A 17,467-nucleotide genomic window follows, 5' to 3' on the forward strand; every position below is an offset into this window, starting at 1 on the left:
ATCCCCTTGCGCTGCGATGCGGTCAGGGCGCGAGCCGTCAGGCCCCGCGCAGGACCGCCAGCTAGTGTTCGGCCCTGATGGCCTTGATGGGCTCCATATGGGCGGCCATCAGGGCCGGATAAAGCACCCCGAGCAGACTGAGCAGACACCCGGCCAGGGTGGACAGCCCCACGGAACCGAGAACGCCAAGCCAGGAAACATCGGTCCAGGCTACCAGCCCGAAACGGACCGCCCCGGCGAGCAGCGAGAACAGGCTGCCCAGCAGGGCCCCGGCCAAAGATCCGGCCAACCCCTGCATGGCCGCCTCAAGCAGGAAGAGGCGCAGAATCATGGAGTCGAGCGCCCCCAGGCACTTCATCACCCCTATCTCGGAAAACCGCTCGGTCACGGACATGAGCTGGGCGTTGACGATGCCCACGGTGCAGACCAAGAGCGAGAGGAAGACGATCCACCGCTCCTTGGCCGCCATGCTCACTCCGCCGCCCTCCATGTCCACGTCGTAACCGGCCGCCGACAGTGCCGCAGCCGCGTCGCTGCCGCCGTGGGCGAGCAGCCCGGAGGCCACGTCCAGATTGACCAGCACAAAGGCCAGGAACGACACGGCCAAAACCAGGCTCGACACCGTGATCATGGACCGGAAAAACCGCACCCGCAGACTCTGAAAACTGATTTGGAGCGACTTGGCAAAAGAAAGGGTGATCAGCCGATCGATGCGCCCCTTTGGCCTGTCCATGACCGATCCGCCGGGGCCGGGCCGGGCGCTCGCAGGAACGCGGTGCGAAGTGGGCGACTTACTTTCCATATTATCAAACGGTATGCAGATGCGTCTTCCATGACAAGCCCAAAGAACACCGCACCCCTGTTTTTTCCGCGATTGTCACGATGGACCGGGCCTGTCCAGCCTGATGGCCGCGAGCCTGGACGCAGCCACGGCCGACAGGCATCGGTCGAGAAAAATGAAGGCCGCATCGTTCATGCGCTGGTGGTGGAGCATGAACCCCGCTCGCCCCGAGGCCAGGGCAGCGCCGACCTCACGGAGCAGAGCCTCCAGCCCCTCGGCCGGATCGGGCTCGCGCCGGGTGTGCAGGTCCACGTTGACCGCGATGTCGGGCAAGCCCTCGGGCGTGGGCACCGTGCGCTGCGCTCCGGCCCAGCGCGACACGGCCACATACCCGGCCTCATGCAGCAGTCCCGCCGTCTGGGCGTCGAAACGATTCCACGGCGGGGTGAAGACCGGGCTGAACCACGCCCCCATAATCGCTTCGAGCCGAGTGCGCCCACGGGCCAGATCGGCCCGCTTGGCCTCAAGGGTCCGCCCGTCGCCGAACTCGCCCTTGCGCCCGGTGCGCTGATGGTTGACGTGACGCCAGCCGTGCTGGTGCCAGCACCACTGTTCCCCATCCCCAGCCCATCGGCGCAGCACCTTCCAGCGGGCCGGGGTCAGCCAGGCCGGGGTCACGGCCAGGTGCAGGGGCACCCCGTGACGGGAGAACGTCTTAAGCATCCGGGCGCACGCCTCGCCCGGAGCGGCCACGTCGTCGGCGCGAAAAAAGACCTCAACGCCCGGCCCGGCCTGGGCAAAGAGCGCGTCCAGACGGCGCAACCCTTCCTCCAGCAGGGATTGGGGGGCACACCAGAGCGCGGAAACAGCGGTCTTGACGATCATGCAGGCCGGAACCTAACACACTCGCCGCCCGGATGGCAAAAAGGAAACAGCCGACACACCCCGGTATCCGGCGCGGTCCTCGGATCGTACGCGCCTTGACATCGGCGCGGATTCCATCAAGGATTTTCATCCGGCGGACGAAACCGCCGCAACCCCGAACCCATGGAGCCATTGATGAGCATCTTCGGCGAGAGCGTCCCCTTCCACAAGATGCAGGGATGCGGCAACGATTTCGTGGTCATAGACAACCGCAGCGTCCATGTGCCTGAGGCGGCCATGGCCGACTGGGCCAGAAAGATCTGCGCCCGCGCCTTTGGCGTCGGGGCCGACGGGATATTCTTCCTCGACGACGCCCAAGACCCCGCCCAGGACTACCGCTGGCACTTCTTCAACTCCGACGGCTCCCGGGCCGAGATGTGCGGCAACGCCTCGCGCTGCGCGGGCAAACTGGCCCACGCCCTGGGACTGGCCCCTGCCGAACACGTCTTCGGCACCGACGCCGGCCCCATCCGGGCCAAGGTGCTTCTGGACGGCCCCGACGCCGGACGCGTCAGGGTGCGGCTCACTCCGCCCAAAGGCATTGAGACCGGCATCTCCCTCAATGTGGACGCAGCCCCCATGACCGTACATTTCGCCGACACCGGCGTACCCCACGCCGTGGTCCTGGTGGACGACGTGGCCTCGGTCAACGTCAGGGAACTCGGCAGAAAGCTGCGTTTCCACGAGCGCTTCGCCCCTGCCGGAACCAACGTCAACTTCGCCCAGATCAAGGACCGCTCCACCCTGCTCCTGCGCACCTACGAGCGCGGCGTGGAAGACGAAACCTACGCCTGCGGCACCGGAGCCTGCGCCACTCAACTGGTGGCCCACACCCTGGGCCTGACCGACGCCCGCGCCGATCTGACCACCACTGGCGGCGAAGTCCTGACCGTCATCCTCGATGACGGCGAAATCCACCTCCAAGGCGCGGCAGAACTCACCTTCAAGGGCGAGCTGTACCTCAAGCCCCTCGGCCTGAAGCGATAGAAACGCCTCCCGAAGCGCCCCGAGGATGACGGGCGCGAAGCGAGAGCCTCCTGAAAACCCCGCCATGTTGCAAACACACGGCGGGGTCTGATTGTTCGAATGAGCCTTGTTCCCTTTTCCCTGGGCGGGCGGGGCGTTTGTTTCTTTGCCCCGTCTATCGGCCGGGGCAGGGGACGTGGTGGGAGAGGTAGATGTTCCCCAACTCGCGGATGAGTTGTTTGTTGTCAAAGACCTGGTGCACGGTCTGACGGGCGGCCGGGATGAGCCTGTCGCGAGTGGGTTGGTCGGTGAGCAGGCGGAGGATGATCCCGGCCAGGGCGGCCGGGTCGTCGGGGGGGCAAAGCAGGCCGGTCTGGTCGTGGGCCACGAGTTCTGGCAGGCCAGAAACATTGGTGGCGGCCACGGGAACGCCAGTGGCCATGGCCTCGGCCACCACGTTGGGGATGCCGTCGCGGTCGCCGTCGCTGGCCTTGCGGCAGCCCAAGGTGAAGCAGTCGGCCTCGTGCAGCAGTCGGATGACCTCGTCGTGGGTCACGGTGCCGGGCATGGAGACCATGTCATCAAGGCCGAGTTCGCGGATGAGCTCGCGAATGGCGCGTTTGTCCGCGCTCTTGCCGTCGCCCACCAGGGTGTAGCGCAGCGAAATGCCCTGGTCCCGCAGCCGGGCCAGGGCGCGCAGGATGGTGTCTATGCCCTTCTTGGGAACGAACCGGGCCACGGTCAGAACGTGGTAGGGCGGCGTGGTCATGGCAGGCCGACCGTTGGGGGAGAAAAGGTCGAGATTGATGCCGTGATAGACGCAGTGGATGGGCGTTTGATCGTTGCAGACCGAGTTGAGATAGGTCTCGTTGTAGCGGGTGCAGGTGACCACGAACTCGGCCCGGGCCACCTTGTCGGTAAAGCGGCGGGGGTCCTGGGTGTAGATATCCTTGGCGTGGGCCGTGAAGCTGAAGGGCAGGCCGGCCAGGAAGGCGGCGTACATGGTCACTGTGGTTGGCGTGTGCGCGAAATGTCCGTGCAGGTGGCCAAGGTCCACGCCATGGTCCATCACGGACTTCTGGACAAGATACCCCGCCTGGAGCATGTGCTTGACCCAGGTGTGCTTCTTGGGCGCGAGGCGAAAGCGCGAGGCCATCAGCTTCAGGCAGCCGAGATAGCGCCGGGGGAGACGTAAGAAAAGGCGAAGATTGTGCCACAGCAGCGCGGGCAGGCCAAGGAGAAGCGACTCGGGCAGATAGGTGACGCGGGCCTTGATTTCCTTGATGGACGCATGGCTGAAGTTTTCGCGGGGGGCTCGCATGGAATAGATGTGGATGCGAAAACCCATGGCCTCAAGCAGCCTTATCTCGTTGGAGATGAAGGTTTCGGATATGCGGGGATACCCTTTGAGCACCATCCCCAGGGTCTGCCCCTTGGAGGGTGGCGTCACGAACAGTTCTCTCTGAAATGGGCGAGACGCTCGCACATGACCTCAAGTCCGGTCATTCGGAACTCCTTGAGGTCAGCCACGCACTCGCCGGGGTTGTCGAGGAGGGCGTTGACCTTCTGCCGCAGGACCTCGGGTGTGACCTCGCCCCAGCGGATAAAGTCGCACAGGCCGCGTCCGCGAAAGACCTTGGCCCGCAGCAATTGCTCCTGGCGGGGTTTGTCGCGGGGAATGACCAGGGCGGGCTTCCTGAGGGAGAGGATTTCGCACAGGGTGTTGTAGCCGCCCATGGTGACCACAAGGTCCGCATTGGCCATACGCTTTTCGATGTTCTTGAAAAATGGGCGGATCTGGACCTTGACAGCACGGGCGCGGTCAGCCAGTTCGTCGAGCTTGGCGGGAGGGAGGAACGGACCTGTTATCATCAATGTCCTGAAATCCACCTCTCCGTTTGTTTCGAGCATTTTCAGGTAGTTGTCGAGCACCACATAGCCGTCTCCGCCGCCGCCGATGGTGACCACCACCTGCTTGTGCTTGCGTTTGAGCTTGCGTATGCCCGGCACCTTGCGCGGAATGTAGCCGGTAAACACGGTCTTGTCCGCAATGTCTTGGGGAAAGGCGTATTCGGCGATGGGATCGTAGAGGGCCTTTTCGCCGTAGACCCAGATTTCGGAATAGAGGTCGCGCAGCAGGTCGAAGTACTTCTTCTTTTCCCACTCGACCCGGGTGGAGGCAGCGTCATCCAGAATGTCGCGCAGACCGAGAATCACGCGGGCGCAGGGAAGGTGGCCCTTGATCCACTTGAGGGTGGGCAGCACCTCGCCCTTGAGGCCGGAGGGAACCTTGTCCACGATGAAGAGGTCGGGCTTGAAAGCCTTGGCCGTGGACAGGATGATGTTCTTGCGGATGGCGATGGCGATCTTGGGATCGACCTTGATGGAATGGGGGACGTAGACCGTATTGCTCTTCTTGATCATGCCGGGCATACGCACGAAGTCCACGCCAAGGGGCATGGTGTAGCGGCCCACGATGGGCGACCCGGTGACGATGAGGATGTTGACGCCCGGCCGAACGAGATTTCTCGCAATGGCCATGGTGCGCCGAATATGTCCCAGACCGTATGTGTCGTGGGAATACATCAGGATGTTGTACGAATTCGATTCCATATCCGTTTCGGGCAATGTCCTGCGCCGGTCAGCGTGCTCGCATGGGCGCCCGCCTGAGGCGGGGCCGTCGACCCCCTTCTCAGCGAAGCCGACCCGGACTTCATACCCGAGTTTGTCGTCCTCTGCCACCATTTACTTTCCAGCGGCGGGATGCACGTCCAGACAGATTTTTGGGTCGCGGTCAGGCCCAGGGCCGCGGGCCATGGCAAGGTTGTCGAGGTAGTCCGCCTTGCCCGACCGGGCACTATGGGCGGCGGCGAACCGCTCAACAGCGGCGGCCCTGTCCCCGCGCCGGAAGGCGATGACGCCCAGATTGTTTTCGGCGCAGGGGTGCCCGGGGGCGAGGTCAAGGGCCTGCCCAAAGGAGGCTTCCGAGGCGTCGAGGTCTCCCACCACGGCAAATTGCACCCCGCGGACAAGCCGTTGGCCGACAGCGTCGAGAAGCACATGGTCCAGCCCCCGGCAGGGACAACGCGGCCGAACGCAGGGCTGCGGCCCGTCAAACAGGCGCACCTCGCCGAGCACGTTGCCGAGCACGGTCTTGTCGCCCGGACAACGATAGACCGTGCCGTCCTCGTCCAGGCGCAGAAGCGTACGCCCGGCGTGGCAGGGCACGCCCATGAAGTTGAAGGCGACCTTGAGTCCCTGCTCGGGATGGTCGGCAAAGATGGCGTGTGCCCGCTCGCCGTAGGCCTCGGGGTAGCGCCGCCCCTGATGCTCGCCCCGAAAGGGACGCGGAGTGATGCCTATGCCGTGGCGGGCAAAAAACTCGCAGTCGGCAGCGAACCGTGTCTCAAGCTCCGGGTGGACCACGTAGTTGACGATGACCTTGAACCCGGAATCCGCCAGCAGCCGGGCGTTGTCGATGAATGCGGCCACCCCCCTGACGCGCTCGCGCTCCTTGATATGCAAGGCCACGTAGAGATCCTGTACGCGGGCCGGATCAATGCGCCGGGCGAACTCGCGCACCCTGGAGGACATCGAGAGGTTGGTGTCCACGCCGATGCGGTGATGCCGGGTCAGGGCGGCGCAGATGTCCACGAAACCTGGATAGATGAAGGGCTCGCCCCCGGTCATGCCCACGGTCCACTCCCGGCCCGTGGCATCAAGAAAGGCGCGTATCCGGTCCACGGGCAGAATCTGGGTAACGGGGGTGTTGTCGTGGGGGAAGTAGCAGTATTCGCAGCGAAAATTGCACTTCCGCGTCATGTTCCATATGATGTTGCTGGCAGGCTCGCGCACGGGTTGAATCCTCTGGCCCCCTTCCTGACATGTATCGAATGAAAACGCCAGACCGCGGCTTGCGGTTCCGGGGAAACGTCTGCTACAAGGGCTGTCACCGAGGAAACCATGGTCGCTGAGTTGTTCACCCCGCTGCTCGATGAGCTGGATGTCTGGTCCCGCGCCGGAGTAGTGGCGGGCCTGTGGTGGCGCGACGACGACGCGGCCGCGCCCAGCCCCGCCCTGGAACGGCTGACGCGCCTGGGCGCGGACCACGGCGTGGCCTGCGGGCTGGCCGTTATCCCGGCCAGAACGGGAATTGGGCTGCGCGACCATGTGCTGGGTGCGCCCGGTCTGCTGGTACTCCAGCATGGCTACGCCCACGCCAACCACGCGCCGCCGGGCAACGGGGCCTGGGAGCTTGGCCCGCATCGGCCCATGGCCGAAATTCTGGCCGAGCTGCGCTCTGGCATGCGGACCCTGGGCGACCTCTTCGGAGAGCGGTTCGTGCCGACCGTGGTGCCGCCATGGAACAGAATGGACCCGGCCCTGCTCGACCTGCTGCCCGGTCTGGGTTTTTGCGGCGTGTCGGCCGAGGGCGGGACGGATGCGCCCGCGCCACCGCCCGGACTGCGCCGGGCCGATGCCCACTGCGACCTGCTCACATGGAAACATGGGCCTGCGCGTTTCGCGGGCCTGGAAAAATGCGTGACCTCCATTGCGGAACACCTTAAGGAAAAACGGTCCGGCCGCGTGAACCCGGACGAACCCACGGGCATACTCACCCACCATCTGGAGATGGATGAAAATGCCTGGGGCTTCATGGAAGACCTGCTTTCGGCCACCCGCTCCCATCCCGCCGCCGCCTGGATGAGCCCCGCCGAGATCTGGCCGCCAGCCGCCCAATCGAAAGGAAGACCATAATGACCGCCACCCTGCGCCCCGCCGAAGCCAGCGACATCGACGCCATCTGCACCCTGCTGCACACCCACATGAATCCCGAATATCCCGTTGAGCGGTGGAAACGCCTCTTTGCCGCCCCCTGGTGCGCGGAAAGCCCGGACATGGGCATCGTGGCAGAGGACGCGGGACGCATCGTGGGCTTTCACGGCCATGTCTGCTCCCATCGGCCCATCGGCTCCCGGCGCGAGCGGTTTCTCAACTTCACCTCCTGGTACCTCCTCAAGGAATACCGGGGCCAGGGGCTGGGCCGGGCCATGATCGAGATGGCCACTGCAGACCCGGACGTGACCTACACTGTCATCTCCCTGTCTCCCAAGCGACTTGATTTTTTTAAAAAGATGGGCCTTGACGTGCTCGACACCGAGCGACTGCTCTGGCGCAAGGACGGCCACGAGTTCGAGAACCTCGAACTTATTCACGACCCCGAGGTGATGATGACCCGGGCCAACCCCGACGAGGTCAAGGTGCTCAAGGACCATCTGGGCCTGGCCGTGACCCCGGTGCTGGTTTCCACGCGCTGCACCCAGTGCCTGCTGCTGCTCTCCATCGCCGCCAAGGGCAACAACGTCACCTACTACGACGTGCTCTACCGCAGCAATCCCGGCCTGTTCACCGACCGGGCGCCCGACATAGCCCAGGCCCTGCTGCCCGAAGGCGACTGTGTGCTGGCCGCCGACCGCCGCTTTGTGGAAAAAGTCGGCGACGGGGCCGAGGTGGAGGCCATCCCCTCGCCGCGCTTTTACAAATCCTCCCGGATAAAGCCGCGCAACGTGGATCTCGCCTACTCAGAGATCGTCCTGCTGGGCCAGAAGCTGGATTGACCCAGCCCCGGGCCTTCCCCGGCTTGCCCTGACGCCCCGGGCGGGGTATGGTCGGGCATGAGTGAAGACAACAAGGACTTTCCCACGGCAGTGGCCGCGCCCGAAGGCGACATCGTCCCCCTGACCCTGACCATGGTGGGCAACCTGCTGGCCATGTCGCGACAGAGCCCGCGAAAGCGGGTGGTCCAGAGGCTGCACAAGACGCTTGACGCGGGCACACACCGCATGTTCAACGCGCTCCAGCCCGGCACCTACATCCCCCCCCACCGCCATCTGCACCCGGTCAAGAGCGAGACCATCCTGGTCATCTCCGGCTCGGTGCTCTTTGTGCGCTTCACCGAGGACGGCGGCATCGCCGACCATACCCTGCTCCAGCCCGGCACCGAGAGCTTCGGCGTGGACGTGGCTCCCCATGTCTACCACACCTATGTGGCGCTCAAGCCCGACACCCTGATCTTCGAGGTCAAGGACGGCCCCTTCGAAAAGGAAAGGGACAAGGACATTCCGGCCTGGGCTCCGGCCGAGGATGCCCAAGAGGCCGAGGCGTACATGCTGGGTATGCTCAAGGATCTGTCCGAGCGGGCAACGGCCCAGGCCGACGCGGCAAAGGCCGAGGCGGAGGGCAACGCCGCCGGAGAAAAAGAACGGGACAGGAACGACGAAGCCTGACCTGCCCGTCGCCGCCCGAACAGCTTTCGCGCCCCACCCCGGCTCCGTGCTTCCGGGCCTGACGCCGGGGTTGCGCCGCACTGCCCGAATGCTGTACACGATGTGATCTTTTTCCAAGGAGACCGCACGTGAACAGCCGCATTCTCCGGGCAGACATCCTGCTCTTCGTCACCGCCGCCATCTGGGGCTTCGCCTTTGTGGCCCAGCGCATGGGCATGGACCACATCGGCCCCCTGACCTTCAACGGGGTGCGCTTCGCCCTGGGCGCCCTGGCCCTGGTTCCGCTGGTGGTGTACATGGAAAAACGCCGCACTCCCGGTTTTGTGGGCACGGACAGGAAAAAAATGGCCGCGGGCGGCGGGCTGCTCGGGCTGGCCCTGTTCTGCGGGGCCACCCTCCAGCAGATGGGGCTGGCCGCGCCGCAACTGGCGACCATGGGCTTTGAGGCGTCCACCGCGGGCAAGGCGGGGTTCATCACCGGACTCTATGTGGTCTTCGTGCCCATCTTCGGCCTGATGCTGGCCCAGCGGCCCGGATGGGGCACTTGGCTCGGCGCATCACTGGCCGTGGTGGGCATGTACCTGCTCTCGGTCACTTCGGGGGTCTCCATCGCCTTTGGCGACCTGCTCATCCTCATCGGTGCGCTTTTCTGGGCCGGGCATGTGCTGCTCATCGGCAAGCTCTCGCCCGGCATGGACGCGGTGGACGCGGTCAAGCTCTCCACAGTCCAATTCGCGGCCTGCGCCGCCTTGAGCCTCATCGGAGCCGTTGCCACCGAGGAGATTGCCCTGGCCGGGCTGCGTAGCGCGGCCCTGCCCATCGCCTACGGCGGGCTCATGTCCGTGGGCGTGGCCTACACCCTCCAGGTGGTGGCCCAACGCGACGCCCAGCCCGCCCACGCGGCCATCATCCTGAGCCTTGAGGCCGTGTTCGCGGTTGTGGGCGGCTGGCTGATGCTCGGCGAACTGCTCTCCCTGCGCGCCCTGATCGGCTGCGGCCTGATGCTGGCGGGCATGATCTTAAGCCAGCTCAAACCCTGACCCGCCCCGGACAGCGTCAGGCGGGAAGCCGCAGCAAAGCCCAGAATCCGTTGGAGAGGTGGCCGTGCATGGTCTCGAAGACCGTCTCCTCGAAAACCACCGTCTCGAAATCGAGAAACAGGGCTTCCATGTGGTTGCGGTCATGGTGACGCATGATCCCGCCGTCATCCACGTCAAAAATGCCGTAAATACCGTACTTTTCATGGCCGATCTTGTAGCGGTCGAGGTTGCGCCGGTCGCGGTTGAGCAGAAAGTCGTTGACGTAGAGCAGCCCGCCCGGGCGCAGCACCCGCTTGAGCTCCAGCAGGGCCTCGGCCTGGGCCCTGGTCTCGACGATGCAGGTGAACACGCCGAGCATCATGGCCGCGTCAAAGACGTTGTCCCCGAAGGGAAGCGGACCGCCCGGATAGGCAACGAGGTCCAGGCCCGGATGCTCGGCCCGGCCGCGCTCGATGAGGGGCTCGGAAAAATCAATGCCGGTCAGGCCGGTGTACCCCGCCGCGGCCAACTCGGCCAGGGTCCGCCCGTAGCCGCAGCCGAAGTCGAGCACCCGTGCGTCCCTGTCCACATGTTCCTGAAAAACGTCCATCCTGAACGGCGTGGTGAAGGTCTTGTCCCTTCCCCGCTCCGTCCAGTATCTTCGTTGATCCTGCATACCCCTCCTTCGGGTGGTGCGTTCCCCGGTTCCCGTCCCTGCCGCCTACAGCGTCAGCCGGACATGGTAGAGACCGCGCCCGCGCTGAACGCGCATGAACACGGCATTGTTCATCCTGTTTCGCAAAAAAGCGTTGAGCAGGTCAAGGCCGGAGGCCAGCCGCCTGTTGCCTATCTGATGAATGATGTCGCCCGGTTGCAGCCCCAGTTGGGCGGCCGCGCTGCCGGGCCTCACCCGCGTCACTTCGGCCCCGCCCCCCTGGCGGTCCACCAGCTCGAAGCCCCAGCGGGCGAGCACCAGCTCCAGCGCCCTGGCCCGGTCCAGGGGCTGGGGACGCAGGGTCAATCCGCGCTCCTGACCGTCTCGCAGCACTGTCAGCGTCACGGTCTCGGTGCGGGTCACGCCGAAGAGCCTGGCCAGGTAGTCGTCCTTGCCCGTCAGCTCGCGGCCGTTGAAGTCCAGGACGATGTCTCCGGGCCGGATGTCCGCGGCCGCGGCCGGTGTATCGGGATGGACCTCGGCCACCAGCAGCCCGCTCAGGCTTCTGAGCCGGAAATACCGCGCCGTGGCCTGATCCACGTCCTGGCCGAAGAGGCCGAGCCAGATGGGGGCCACATGGCCGGTGTCGAGCAGCTCGCGGACCACGAGCTTGGCCTTGTTCACCGGAATGGCGAAGCCGATGCCCTCGGCCCCGGCCCGGATGGCGGTGGTGATGCCGATGAGCTGGCCGTGGATGTTGAGCAGCGGCCCGCCCGAGTTGCCGGGATTGATGGCCGCATCGGTCTGGATGAAGCTGCCGAAGGCCCCGCGCTCGGTGGTCATGGGCCGGTTCAGGGCCGAAACCACCCCCGTGGTCACGGTGTGGGAGTAGCCAAAGGGGTTGCCGATGGCGATGACCGTCTCGCCGATGAGGATGTCGTCGGAATCGCCCATGGCAACCTGGGGCAGTCCCTGGGCGTCGGTGAGCCGCAGCACGGCAAGGTCGAAGTCCGGGTCCGAACCCACCAGCTCGGCCACGTACTCGCGGCCGTCGAGCAGACGAGCCGCAATGTCGTCGCCCCCGGCCACGACATGGGCGTTGGTCAGGACCAGTCCCTTGGCGCCGTCGATGATCACCCCGGAGCCGAGGTTGTGGGACGGCCCGGACCGCTGGCCGGGAAACCCTCCGAAAAACCTGTCGAAAAAAGGATCGCCAAAGGGCGAGCGTACGCCGGGCTGGTCGCGCCGGGCCACGGTGATGTTGACCACCGACGGGCTTGTGGCCTGGACGGCACGGACAACGGGAGTACGCCGCTCGTCCGCCCCGGCAGCCTGATTCCTGGCCAAAGCGTCGCCCGCCCCGGCCCACAGCCCGGCCATGAACAGGACCAGCGCCAGGACCGCGGGCAGACGACGCGGACTTCGGTCCATGTTAGCGCCCCCTCCCGGCCATGGCCCGCAGCCGGGCGATGCGCTCGGCCACTGGCGGATGCGTGGCGAACAGCGAGGACGCCCCGCTGCCCCGGAACGGGCTGACGATGAACATGTTCTCCGTGGCAGGGCTGCCCTGCAGGGGTACGCGCTCGGCAGCGGCGTCGAGCTTGCCCAGGGCCCCGGCCAGATGGAGCGGGTCGCCGCTGAGGCGTGCCCCGGCCTCGTCGGCCAGATACTCGCGTGAGCGCGAGATGGCCATCTGGATCATGGCAGCGGCAATGGGCGCCAGGATGGCCAGGGCGATGGCCGCCAGGGGGTTGCCCCGCTCCCCGTCGCTGCGGCCGATGCCGAAGATGGCCGTCCACTGAAGCATATTGGCGATGAAGACAATGGCCCCGGCCAGCACGGCGGCCACGGTCTGGATAAGGATGTCGCGGTTGGCGATGTGGCCCAACTCGTGGCCGAGCACGCCCTTGAGCTCGTCGGGATTGAGGATGGCCACGATGCCACGGGTCACGGCCACCACGGCGTTCTCCGGGTTGCGCCCCGTGGCAAAGGCGTTGGGCGCGTCCTGGGGAATCAGCGCGATGCGGGGCTTGGGGATGCCCGCCCGGGCGGCCATCTCCTCGACCACGGCGTGGATGTGGGGTGCGTCGCCCCGCGAAAGATCCCGGGCCTTGTACATCTTCAGGACGATCCTGTCCGAGTACCAGTAGCTGCCCACGTTCATGACCATGGCAAAGCCAAAGGCGAGGACAAGCCCGGTGCGCCCGCCCATGAGGCCACCGAGGAAGAGCAGCAGGCCGGTCAGCAGACCAAGGAAGAGTAGGGTCTTTATGTTGCTCGTCATGGTGTCGGTATCCTCCGGAAAAACATGCTTTCCATCAGATAGGCACTGGGGCGGCGGCGTCAAGCCCTACGGGGGTGTGCGCCTCGGCGACGGGTCAATCCACGGGAATCCGGCGGCGGGCGGAACGGGACTTCAACAGGGTTACGGTGAGCAATCCGCCCCGGAACACGGCCGAGATCTCGCCGCCCACGCTCTCACCGGCCCCGGCGCACAGGCCGGCCAAGGCGAAACGACGGGCAAAAGGCCCCACGGCCCGCTCCACGACGTGATGGCGCACCACCCCTTCCGTTCGACCTGGCGCTGTCCCGTGGACCCAGAGATCCTGGCCTCGCACCTCCACGGTCACATCCTCAAGGCTGATACCCGGCAACTCCACGACAATGACCACCCTGTCGGCGCACTCCAGTACATCGGCCGCAGGAACCCAGCAGCGTCCCACGCCCCCGCGATCCGCCCGGTTTGCGGCCCCGAGTCCCGCCATCTCCGCCCAGGGGGGCGCGTTTCCCTTGCCCATGTCGGCTCCCGAGCACCCGCTCGAATCAATAATAATTTGCCCCTTGCCGAAAATCCATATAACAATGCGAGGCACAGCTCAACCTGTCAAACCCGCGAGGAGCGCCATGAAAACCAGTCAGGAAAAACTCGTTGCCCCGGCCGAGACCGCCATCGACCGGGTGGGCGAGGCCAAGATCAACAACCCCTTGAGCCTGGGCCGGTTCGTGGACGAGGACGAGGCCGTGCTGGTCCACATCTCGCGGTCCAATGTGGAACTGCAAGGCAAGGGCGGCAGCAAACGGCGCGCTTTTTTCGAACCGGCCGGCCCCCGAAGCAGGGTCTACTACGATCCCAGCAAGACCAAGTGCGCCATCGTCACCTGCGGCGGCCTGTGCCCCGGCCTCAACGATGTCATCCGCGCCATCGTCATGACAGCGGTCCATGAGTACCGTGTGCCCTCGGTGCTGGGCATCCGCTTCGGCCTGGCAGGCTTCATCCCCGAGGAGGGGCACGACATCGTGGAGCTGACGCCCGAACGCGTCAGCCGCATCCACGAGTTCGGCGGCACCTTCCTGGGCAGCTCGCGTGGGCCTCAGGACCCGGAAGCCATCGTGGACGCCCTGGAGCGCATGAACGTGTCCATCCTCTTCATGATCGGCGGCGACGGGACCATGCGCGCAGCCAGCGCCGTGATCCGCGAGGTGGTCAAGCGCCGCCTCTCCATCAGCGTGGTCGGCCTGCCCAAGACCATTGACAACGACATCGACTTCGCCTCGCCTTCCTTTGGCTTTGACACGGCCGTGGAAACCGCCACCATGGCCATCAAGGGGGCTCATGTGGAGGCCACAGGCGCCCCCTGGGGCATCGGTCTGGTCAAGGTCATGGGACGCGACGCGGGCTTCATCGCCGCCCAGAGCGCCCTGGCCTGCCAGGCGGTCAACTTCGTGCTCATCCCCGAGGCCCCCTTCGACCTCCTCGGAGAGAAGGGATTCCTGGCTGCCCTGGATTCGCGGATGAAGCGGCGCGGCAACGCGGTCATCGTGGTGGCCGAGGGCGCTGGCCAGGACCTGCTCGACCAGACCAGCCGGACCGACGCCTCGGGCAACAAGATCCTCGGCGACATCGGCGGGCTGCTCAAAGGCGAGATCCTCGCTCATTTCAAGGCCCAGGGAATCGATGCGACCCTCAAATACATCGACCCGAGCTACATCGTCCGCTCGGTACCAGCCAACGCCAACGACCGCATATACTGCTCGTTTCTCGGCATCAATGCGGTCCATGCGGCCATGGCCGGGCGCACCAACCTCGTCATCTCACGCTGGAACGGCCGCTATGTGCACATCCCCATTGATCTGGTCACCCGGGGCAAGAAACGCATCCTGACCGATTCCAACTACTGGCGGGCCGTGCTCGAATCCACCGGCCAACCCGCCACCATGAGGAACGATTGACTTTTTTTCGATAATTATAGTTATTATTCTTGATTTGTGTCCGGGCTGGGTATAATTTGGCCGCACCATCGGACTGACGCGCTTTTTTACGGTTTGGTTCGGCAATATCCGCAAAGGGGGTTTGTATGGATGTGCTTATGCTTTCGCGGCTGCAATTCGCGGCGGCAACCATGTTTCATTTTCTCTTCGTCCCGCTGACGCTGGGGCTGTCGGTGCTCATCGCCTGCATGGAGACCGCCTATGTACGCACGGGCAACAAGACCTATCAGAAAATGGCCAAATTCTGGGGCAAGATATTTCTGGTCAACTTCGCTCTGGGCGTGGTCACGGGCATCACCCTGGAGTTCCAGTTCGGCACCAACTGGTCGCGCTACTCCGCCTTTGTGGGCGACATCTTCGGCTCGCTGCTGGCCATTGAGGCCACGGCGGCCTTTTTCCTCGAATCCACCTTCATCGGCGTATGGCACTTCGGGTGGAACAAGCTCTCGGCCAAGGCGCACGCCATCGTGGCCTGGCTCATTGCCCTGGCCTCCAACCTCTCGGCCATCTGGATCCTCCTGGCCAACGGCTTCATGCAGGACCCCACCGGCTATGTCATCCGCAACGGCCGGGCCGAGCTGACCGACTTCCTCGCCGTGGTCACCAACCCCTTCGGCTGGTACCAATTCTTCCACGTCATTCCCGGAGCGCTCTGCCTGGGAGGCTTCTTCGTCATGGGGGTCGCCGCCTGGCACCTCATCCGCGAGAGTCATGTGGAGTTCTTTCAGAAGTCCTTTGCCGTGGGCGCGGGCGTGGCCCTGGTCTTCTCGGTCTTCACCGTGGTGGAGGGCCACTTCCACGGCAACCACATGTCCCAGGTCCAACCCGCCAAGCTGGCGGCCATGGAGTCCCACTGGGAAACCCAGCGCAACGCGCCCCTGTACCTGCTGGTCGTTCCCGGCAAGGAAGGCAATCTGGTGGAGGCCCTGCCCATTCCCGGAGCCTTGAGCTTCCTGGCCTACAACGACGTCAACGCCGAGGTGGTCGGTCTGAACGACATTCCCAAGGAGGACCGTCCGCCCGTCCTCCTGACCTTTCTCGGGTTCCGGGTCATGGTGGGCATCGGCACGTTGCTGCCGGTACTTGCCCTGTTCGGCTGGGTCATGCGCAACAAGCTGACACGCTATCCCCTCTACCTGAAAATCCTGCCCTGGTGCATCCCCCTGCCCTACATCGCCATGCAGGCGGGCTGGGTGCTGGCCGAGGTAGGCCGTCAGCCGTGGATCGTCTATGGGCTCATGCGCACCTCGGACGCGGTGTCTCCGGTCACTACCGGGACCGTGGCCTTTTCCTTCATCCTGATGTGCCTGCTCTACACCCTGCTGGGCGCGGCGGGCATCTGGCTGATGGTCCGGCTGGCCAAGAAGGGTCCCGAAGACCATACCCCCATTCAGGTCAAGGCCGCTTAACCCAAGAGACCACAAGGAGACGCTGCAATGATGGATACATTCGTTGAAACCGGAACGGTTCACTACTATCTGGCGGTGACCTGGTTCGTCCTGTGGGGGGTGCTCTGGGCCGTGTACTTCATCCTGGACGGCTTTGACCTCGGCGTGGGCACGCTGCATCCCTTTCTGGCCAGGACCGAGGAGGAGAAACGGGCCATGCTCAACGCCACCGGCCCCTTCTGGGACGGCAACGAGGTCTGGCTCATCGCTGCTGGCGGCGTAACCTTTGCCGCCTTTCCCTACGCCTATGCCCAGATGTTCAGCGGGCTCTACACCGCGCTGATGCTGCTGCTCTTCGCGCTCATCGTCCGCGGGGTGTCCTTTGAGTTCCGCTCCAAGGTGGAAAGCGCCAGCTGGCGCAAAACCTGGGATATCTGCCACGCGGTGGGCAGCTTTTTGCCCGCCCTGCTGCTGGGCGTGGCCTTTGCCAACATCTTCCGGGGCCTGCCCCTGGACGAGACCGGGTTCAGCCAGGCCGGACTCCTGGGACTGCTCAACCCCTATGGCCTGGCAGGTGGCGTGCTCTTTGTGGTCATCTTCGTCATGCACGGAGCGCTTTGGCTGTGCATCCGGGCCACAGGCGACCTGCGGGACCGGGCCGAGAAAGTGGCCCTCAAGACCTGGCCGATACAGGTGGTGCTGACCGTGCTCTTCCTGGCCTACACCGCGGTGGAGACCCAGCTCTTCAGCAACTACTTCCTCTACCCCGCACTCTTCATCATCCTGGTCCTGCCCGTGGTCGGGCTGGTGCTCATGCGCACGGCCATGGGCGCCAAGAAATGGTGGACCGCCTGGGGCGCTTCCAGCCTGTACATAGGCGGCACGGCCATGTTCGGCGTGGCCGGCATCTTCCCGGCCATCATCCCGTCCAACCCCAATCCGGGCCACAGCCTGACCATCATGAACTCGGCCTCCAGCCCGCTGACCCTGGGCATCATGCTCGGAGTGGTCCTGGTCTTCCTGCCAGTGATCATCGGCTACCAGCTCTGGGCATACAAGACCTTTGCCACCCCCATGGGCGAGGGGGACATCCACTACTGATCCCCTCCCCACCCGCGCACATCAGAACGCCCGGCCTGCATTGGCCGGGCGTTCGTCTTTCTCATTTGCCGCTCAAG

Annotated in this window: 17 protein-coding genes; 8 read left to right on the forward strand and 9 right to left on the reverse strand. The window is 65.0% G+C overall.

The annotated features are described in order from the left end of the window. Window positions 1-61: 61 nt before the first annotated feature. Both GKC30_RS05580 and GKC30_RS05585 read right to left on the reverse strand, forming a co-directional pair. Window positions 62-733, reverse strand: coding sequence for an ABC transporter permease (locus tag GKC30_RS05580; protein WP_155933480.1), 672 nt, complete (start codon window positions 731-733; stop codon window positions 62-64). 144 nt (window positions 734-877) lie between these two features. Further along, window positions 878-1,666 (reverse strand): polysaccharide deacetylase family protein, encoded by a 789-nt coding sequence (locus tag GKC30_RS05585; RefSeq protein ID WP_155932922.1) that lies wholly within the window; start codon window positions 1,664-1,666, stop codon window positions 878-880. A 174-nt stretch (window positions 1,667-1,840) separates the two neighbouring features. Here GKC30_RS05585 and dapF point away from each other — a divergent pair, with 174 nt between their 5' ends. Continuing rightward, complete coding sequence (gene dapF, locus GKC30_RS05590) at window positions 1,841-2,692, forward strand: diaminopimelate epimerase (RefSeq protein WP_196772820.1); 852 nt, start codon at window positions 1,841-1,843, stop codon at window positions 2,690-2,692. 154 nt (window positions 2,693-2,846) lie between these two features. Here the strand turns inward: dapF and GKC30_RS05595 are convergent, their stop codons facing one another. The 3 genes from GKC30_RS05595 to GKC30_RS05605 form a co-directional block, all read right to left on the reverse strand. Further along, window positions 2,847-4,088, reverse strand: coding sequence for a glycosyltransferase family 4 protein (locus tag GKC30_RS05595; protein WP_155933484.1), 1,242 nt, complete (start codon window positions 4,086-4,088; stop codon window positions 2,847-2,849). Window positions 4,089-4,117: 29 nt separating this feature from the next. Then, window positions 4,118-5,284, reverse strand: a complete 1,167-nt coding sequence (locus tag GKC30_RS05600; protein ID WP_155932924.1) for a glycosyltransferase family protein — start codon at window positions 5,282-5,284, stop codon at window positions 4,118-4,120. Window positions 5,285-5,416: 132 nt separating this feature from the next. Then, the gene (locus GKC30_RS05605) at window positions 5,417-6,493 is read right to left on the reverse strand and encodes a radical SAM protein (protein WP_155932926.1); all 1,077 of its coding nucleotides are present in this window, start codon (window positions 6,491-6,493) and stop codon (window positions 5,417-5,419) included. Between the two features lie 141 nt (window positions 6,494-6,634). Between GKC30_RS05605 and GKC30_RS05610 the strand changes: the two genes are divergently transcribed. The 4 genes from GKC30_RS05610 (at window position 6,635) to GKC30_RS05625 (ending at window position 9,998) form a co-directional block, all read left to right on the forward strand. After that, entirely contained in the window at window positions 6,635-7,429 is a 795-nt protein-coding gene (locus tag GKC30_RS05610; protein ID WP_155932928.1) for a polysaccharide deacetylase family protein, read from the forward strand. Beyond that, entirely contained in the window at window positions 7,429-8,289 is an 861-nt protein-coding gene (locus GKC30_RS05615; protein WP_155932930.1) for a GNAT family N-acetyltransferase, read from the forward strand. The genes GKC30_RS05610 and GKC30_RS05615 overlap by 1 nt, the downstream gene beginning before the upstream one ends. Before the next feature lie 57 nt (window positions 8,290-8,346). After that, complete coding sequence (locus GKC30_RS05620; RefSeq protein WP_155932932.1) at window positions 8,347-8,958, forward strand: WbuC family cupin fold metalloprotein; 612 nt, start codon at window positions 8,347-8,349, stop codon at window positions 8,956-8,958. A 128-nt stretch (window positions 8,959-9,086) separates the two neighbouring features. Further along, the gene (locus GKC30_RS05625) at window positions 9,087-9,998 is read left to right on the forward strand and encodes a DMT family transporter (RefSeq protein ID WP_367613998.1); all 912 of its coding nucleotides are present in this window, start codon (window positions 9,087-9,089) and stop codon (window positions 9,996-9,998) included. 16 nt (window positions 9,999-10,014) lie between these two features. On the opposite strand, the gene GKC30_RS05630 is transcribed toward GKC30_RS05625, so the two are convergent. From GKC30_RS05630 to GKC30_RS05645, 4 genes are all read right to left on the reverse strand, one after another. Continuing rightward, complete coding sequence (locus GKC30_RS05630) at window positions 10,015-10,653, reverse strand: class I SAM-dependent methyltransferase (RefSeq protein ID WP_155932936.1); 639 nt, start codon at window positions 10,651-10,653, stop codon at window positions 10,015-10,017. Between the two features lie 45 nt (window positions 10,654-10,698). Continuing rightward, on the reverse strand, window positions 10,699-12,063 hold the full coding sequence (locus GKC30_RS05635; RefSeq protein WP_155932938.1) for a trypsin-like peptidase domain-containing protein: 1,365 nt from the start codon (window positions 12,061-12,063) through the stop codon (window positions 10,699-10,701). Between the two features lies 1 nt (window position 12,064). Continuing rightward, window positions 12,065-12,916 carry a zinc metalloprotease HtpX gene (locus tag GKC30_RS05640; RefSeq protein WP_155932940.1) on the reverse strand — a complete coding sequence of 284 codons (852 nt, stop codon included), beginning with the start codon at window positions 12,914-12,916 and terminating at the stop codon, window positions 12,065-12,067. 94 nt (window positions 12,917-13,010) lie between these two features. Beyond that, complete coding sequence (locus tag GKC30_RS05645) at window positions 13,011-13,430, reverse strand: Hsp20/alpha crystallin family protein (RefSeq protein WP_155932942.1); 420 nt, start codon at window positions 13,428-13,430, stop codon at window positions 13,011-13,013. A 106-nt stretch (window positions 13,431-13,536) separates the two neighbouring features. On the opposite strand from GKC30_RS05645, the gene GKC30_RS05650 reads away from it, so the two are divergent. The 3 genes from GKC30_RS05650 (at window position 13,537) to cydB (ending at window position 17,390) form a co-directional block, all read left to right on the forward strand. Next, a complete protein-coding gene (locus GKC30_RS05650; RefSeq protein WP_155932944.1) occupies window positions 13,537-14,862 on the forward strand; it encodes an ATP-dependent 6-phosphofructokinase in 1,326 nt (441 codons plus the stop codon). Between the two features lie 125 nt (window positions 14,863-14,987). Beyond that, window positions 14,988-16,310 (forward strand): cytochrome ubiquinol oxidase subunit I, encoded by a 1,323-nt coding sequence (locus tag GKC30_RS05655; protein WP_155932946.1) that lies wholly within the window; start codon window positions 14,988-14,990, stop codon window positions 16,308-16,310. A 30-nt stretch (window positions 16,311-16,340) separates the two neighbouring features. Continuing rightward, entirely contained in the window at window positions 16,341-17,390 is a 1,050-nt protein-coding gene (cydB, locus tag GKC30_RS05660; protein ID WP_155933486.1) for a cytochrome d ubiquinol oxidase subunit II, read from the forward strand. The last annotated feature ends 77 nt before the right edge of the window (window positions 17,391-17,467 follow it).

Source organism: Pseudodesulfovibrio alkaliphilus (genome assembly GCF_009729555.1).
In the GTDB taxonomy this organism is placed as follows: Bacteria; Desulfobacterota; Desulfovibrionia; order Desulfovibrionales; family Desulfovibrionaceae; genus Pseudodesulfovibrio; species Pseudodesulfovibrio alkaliphilus.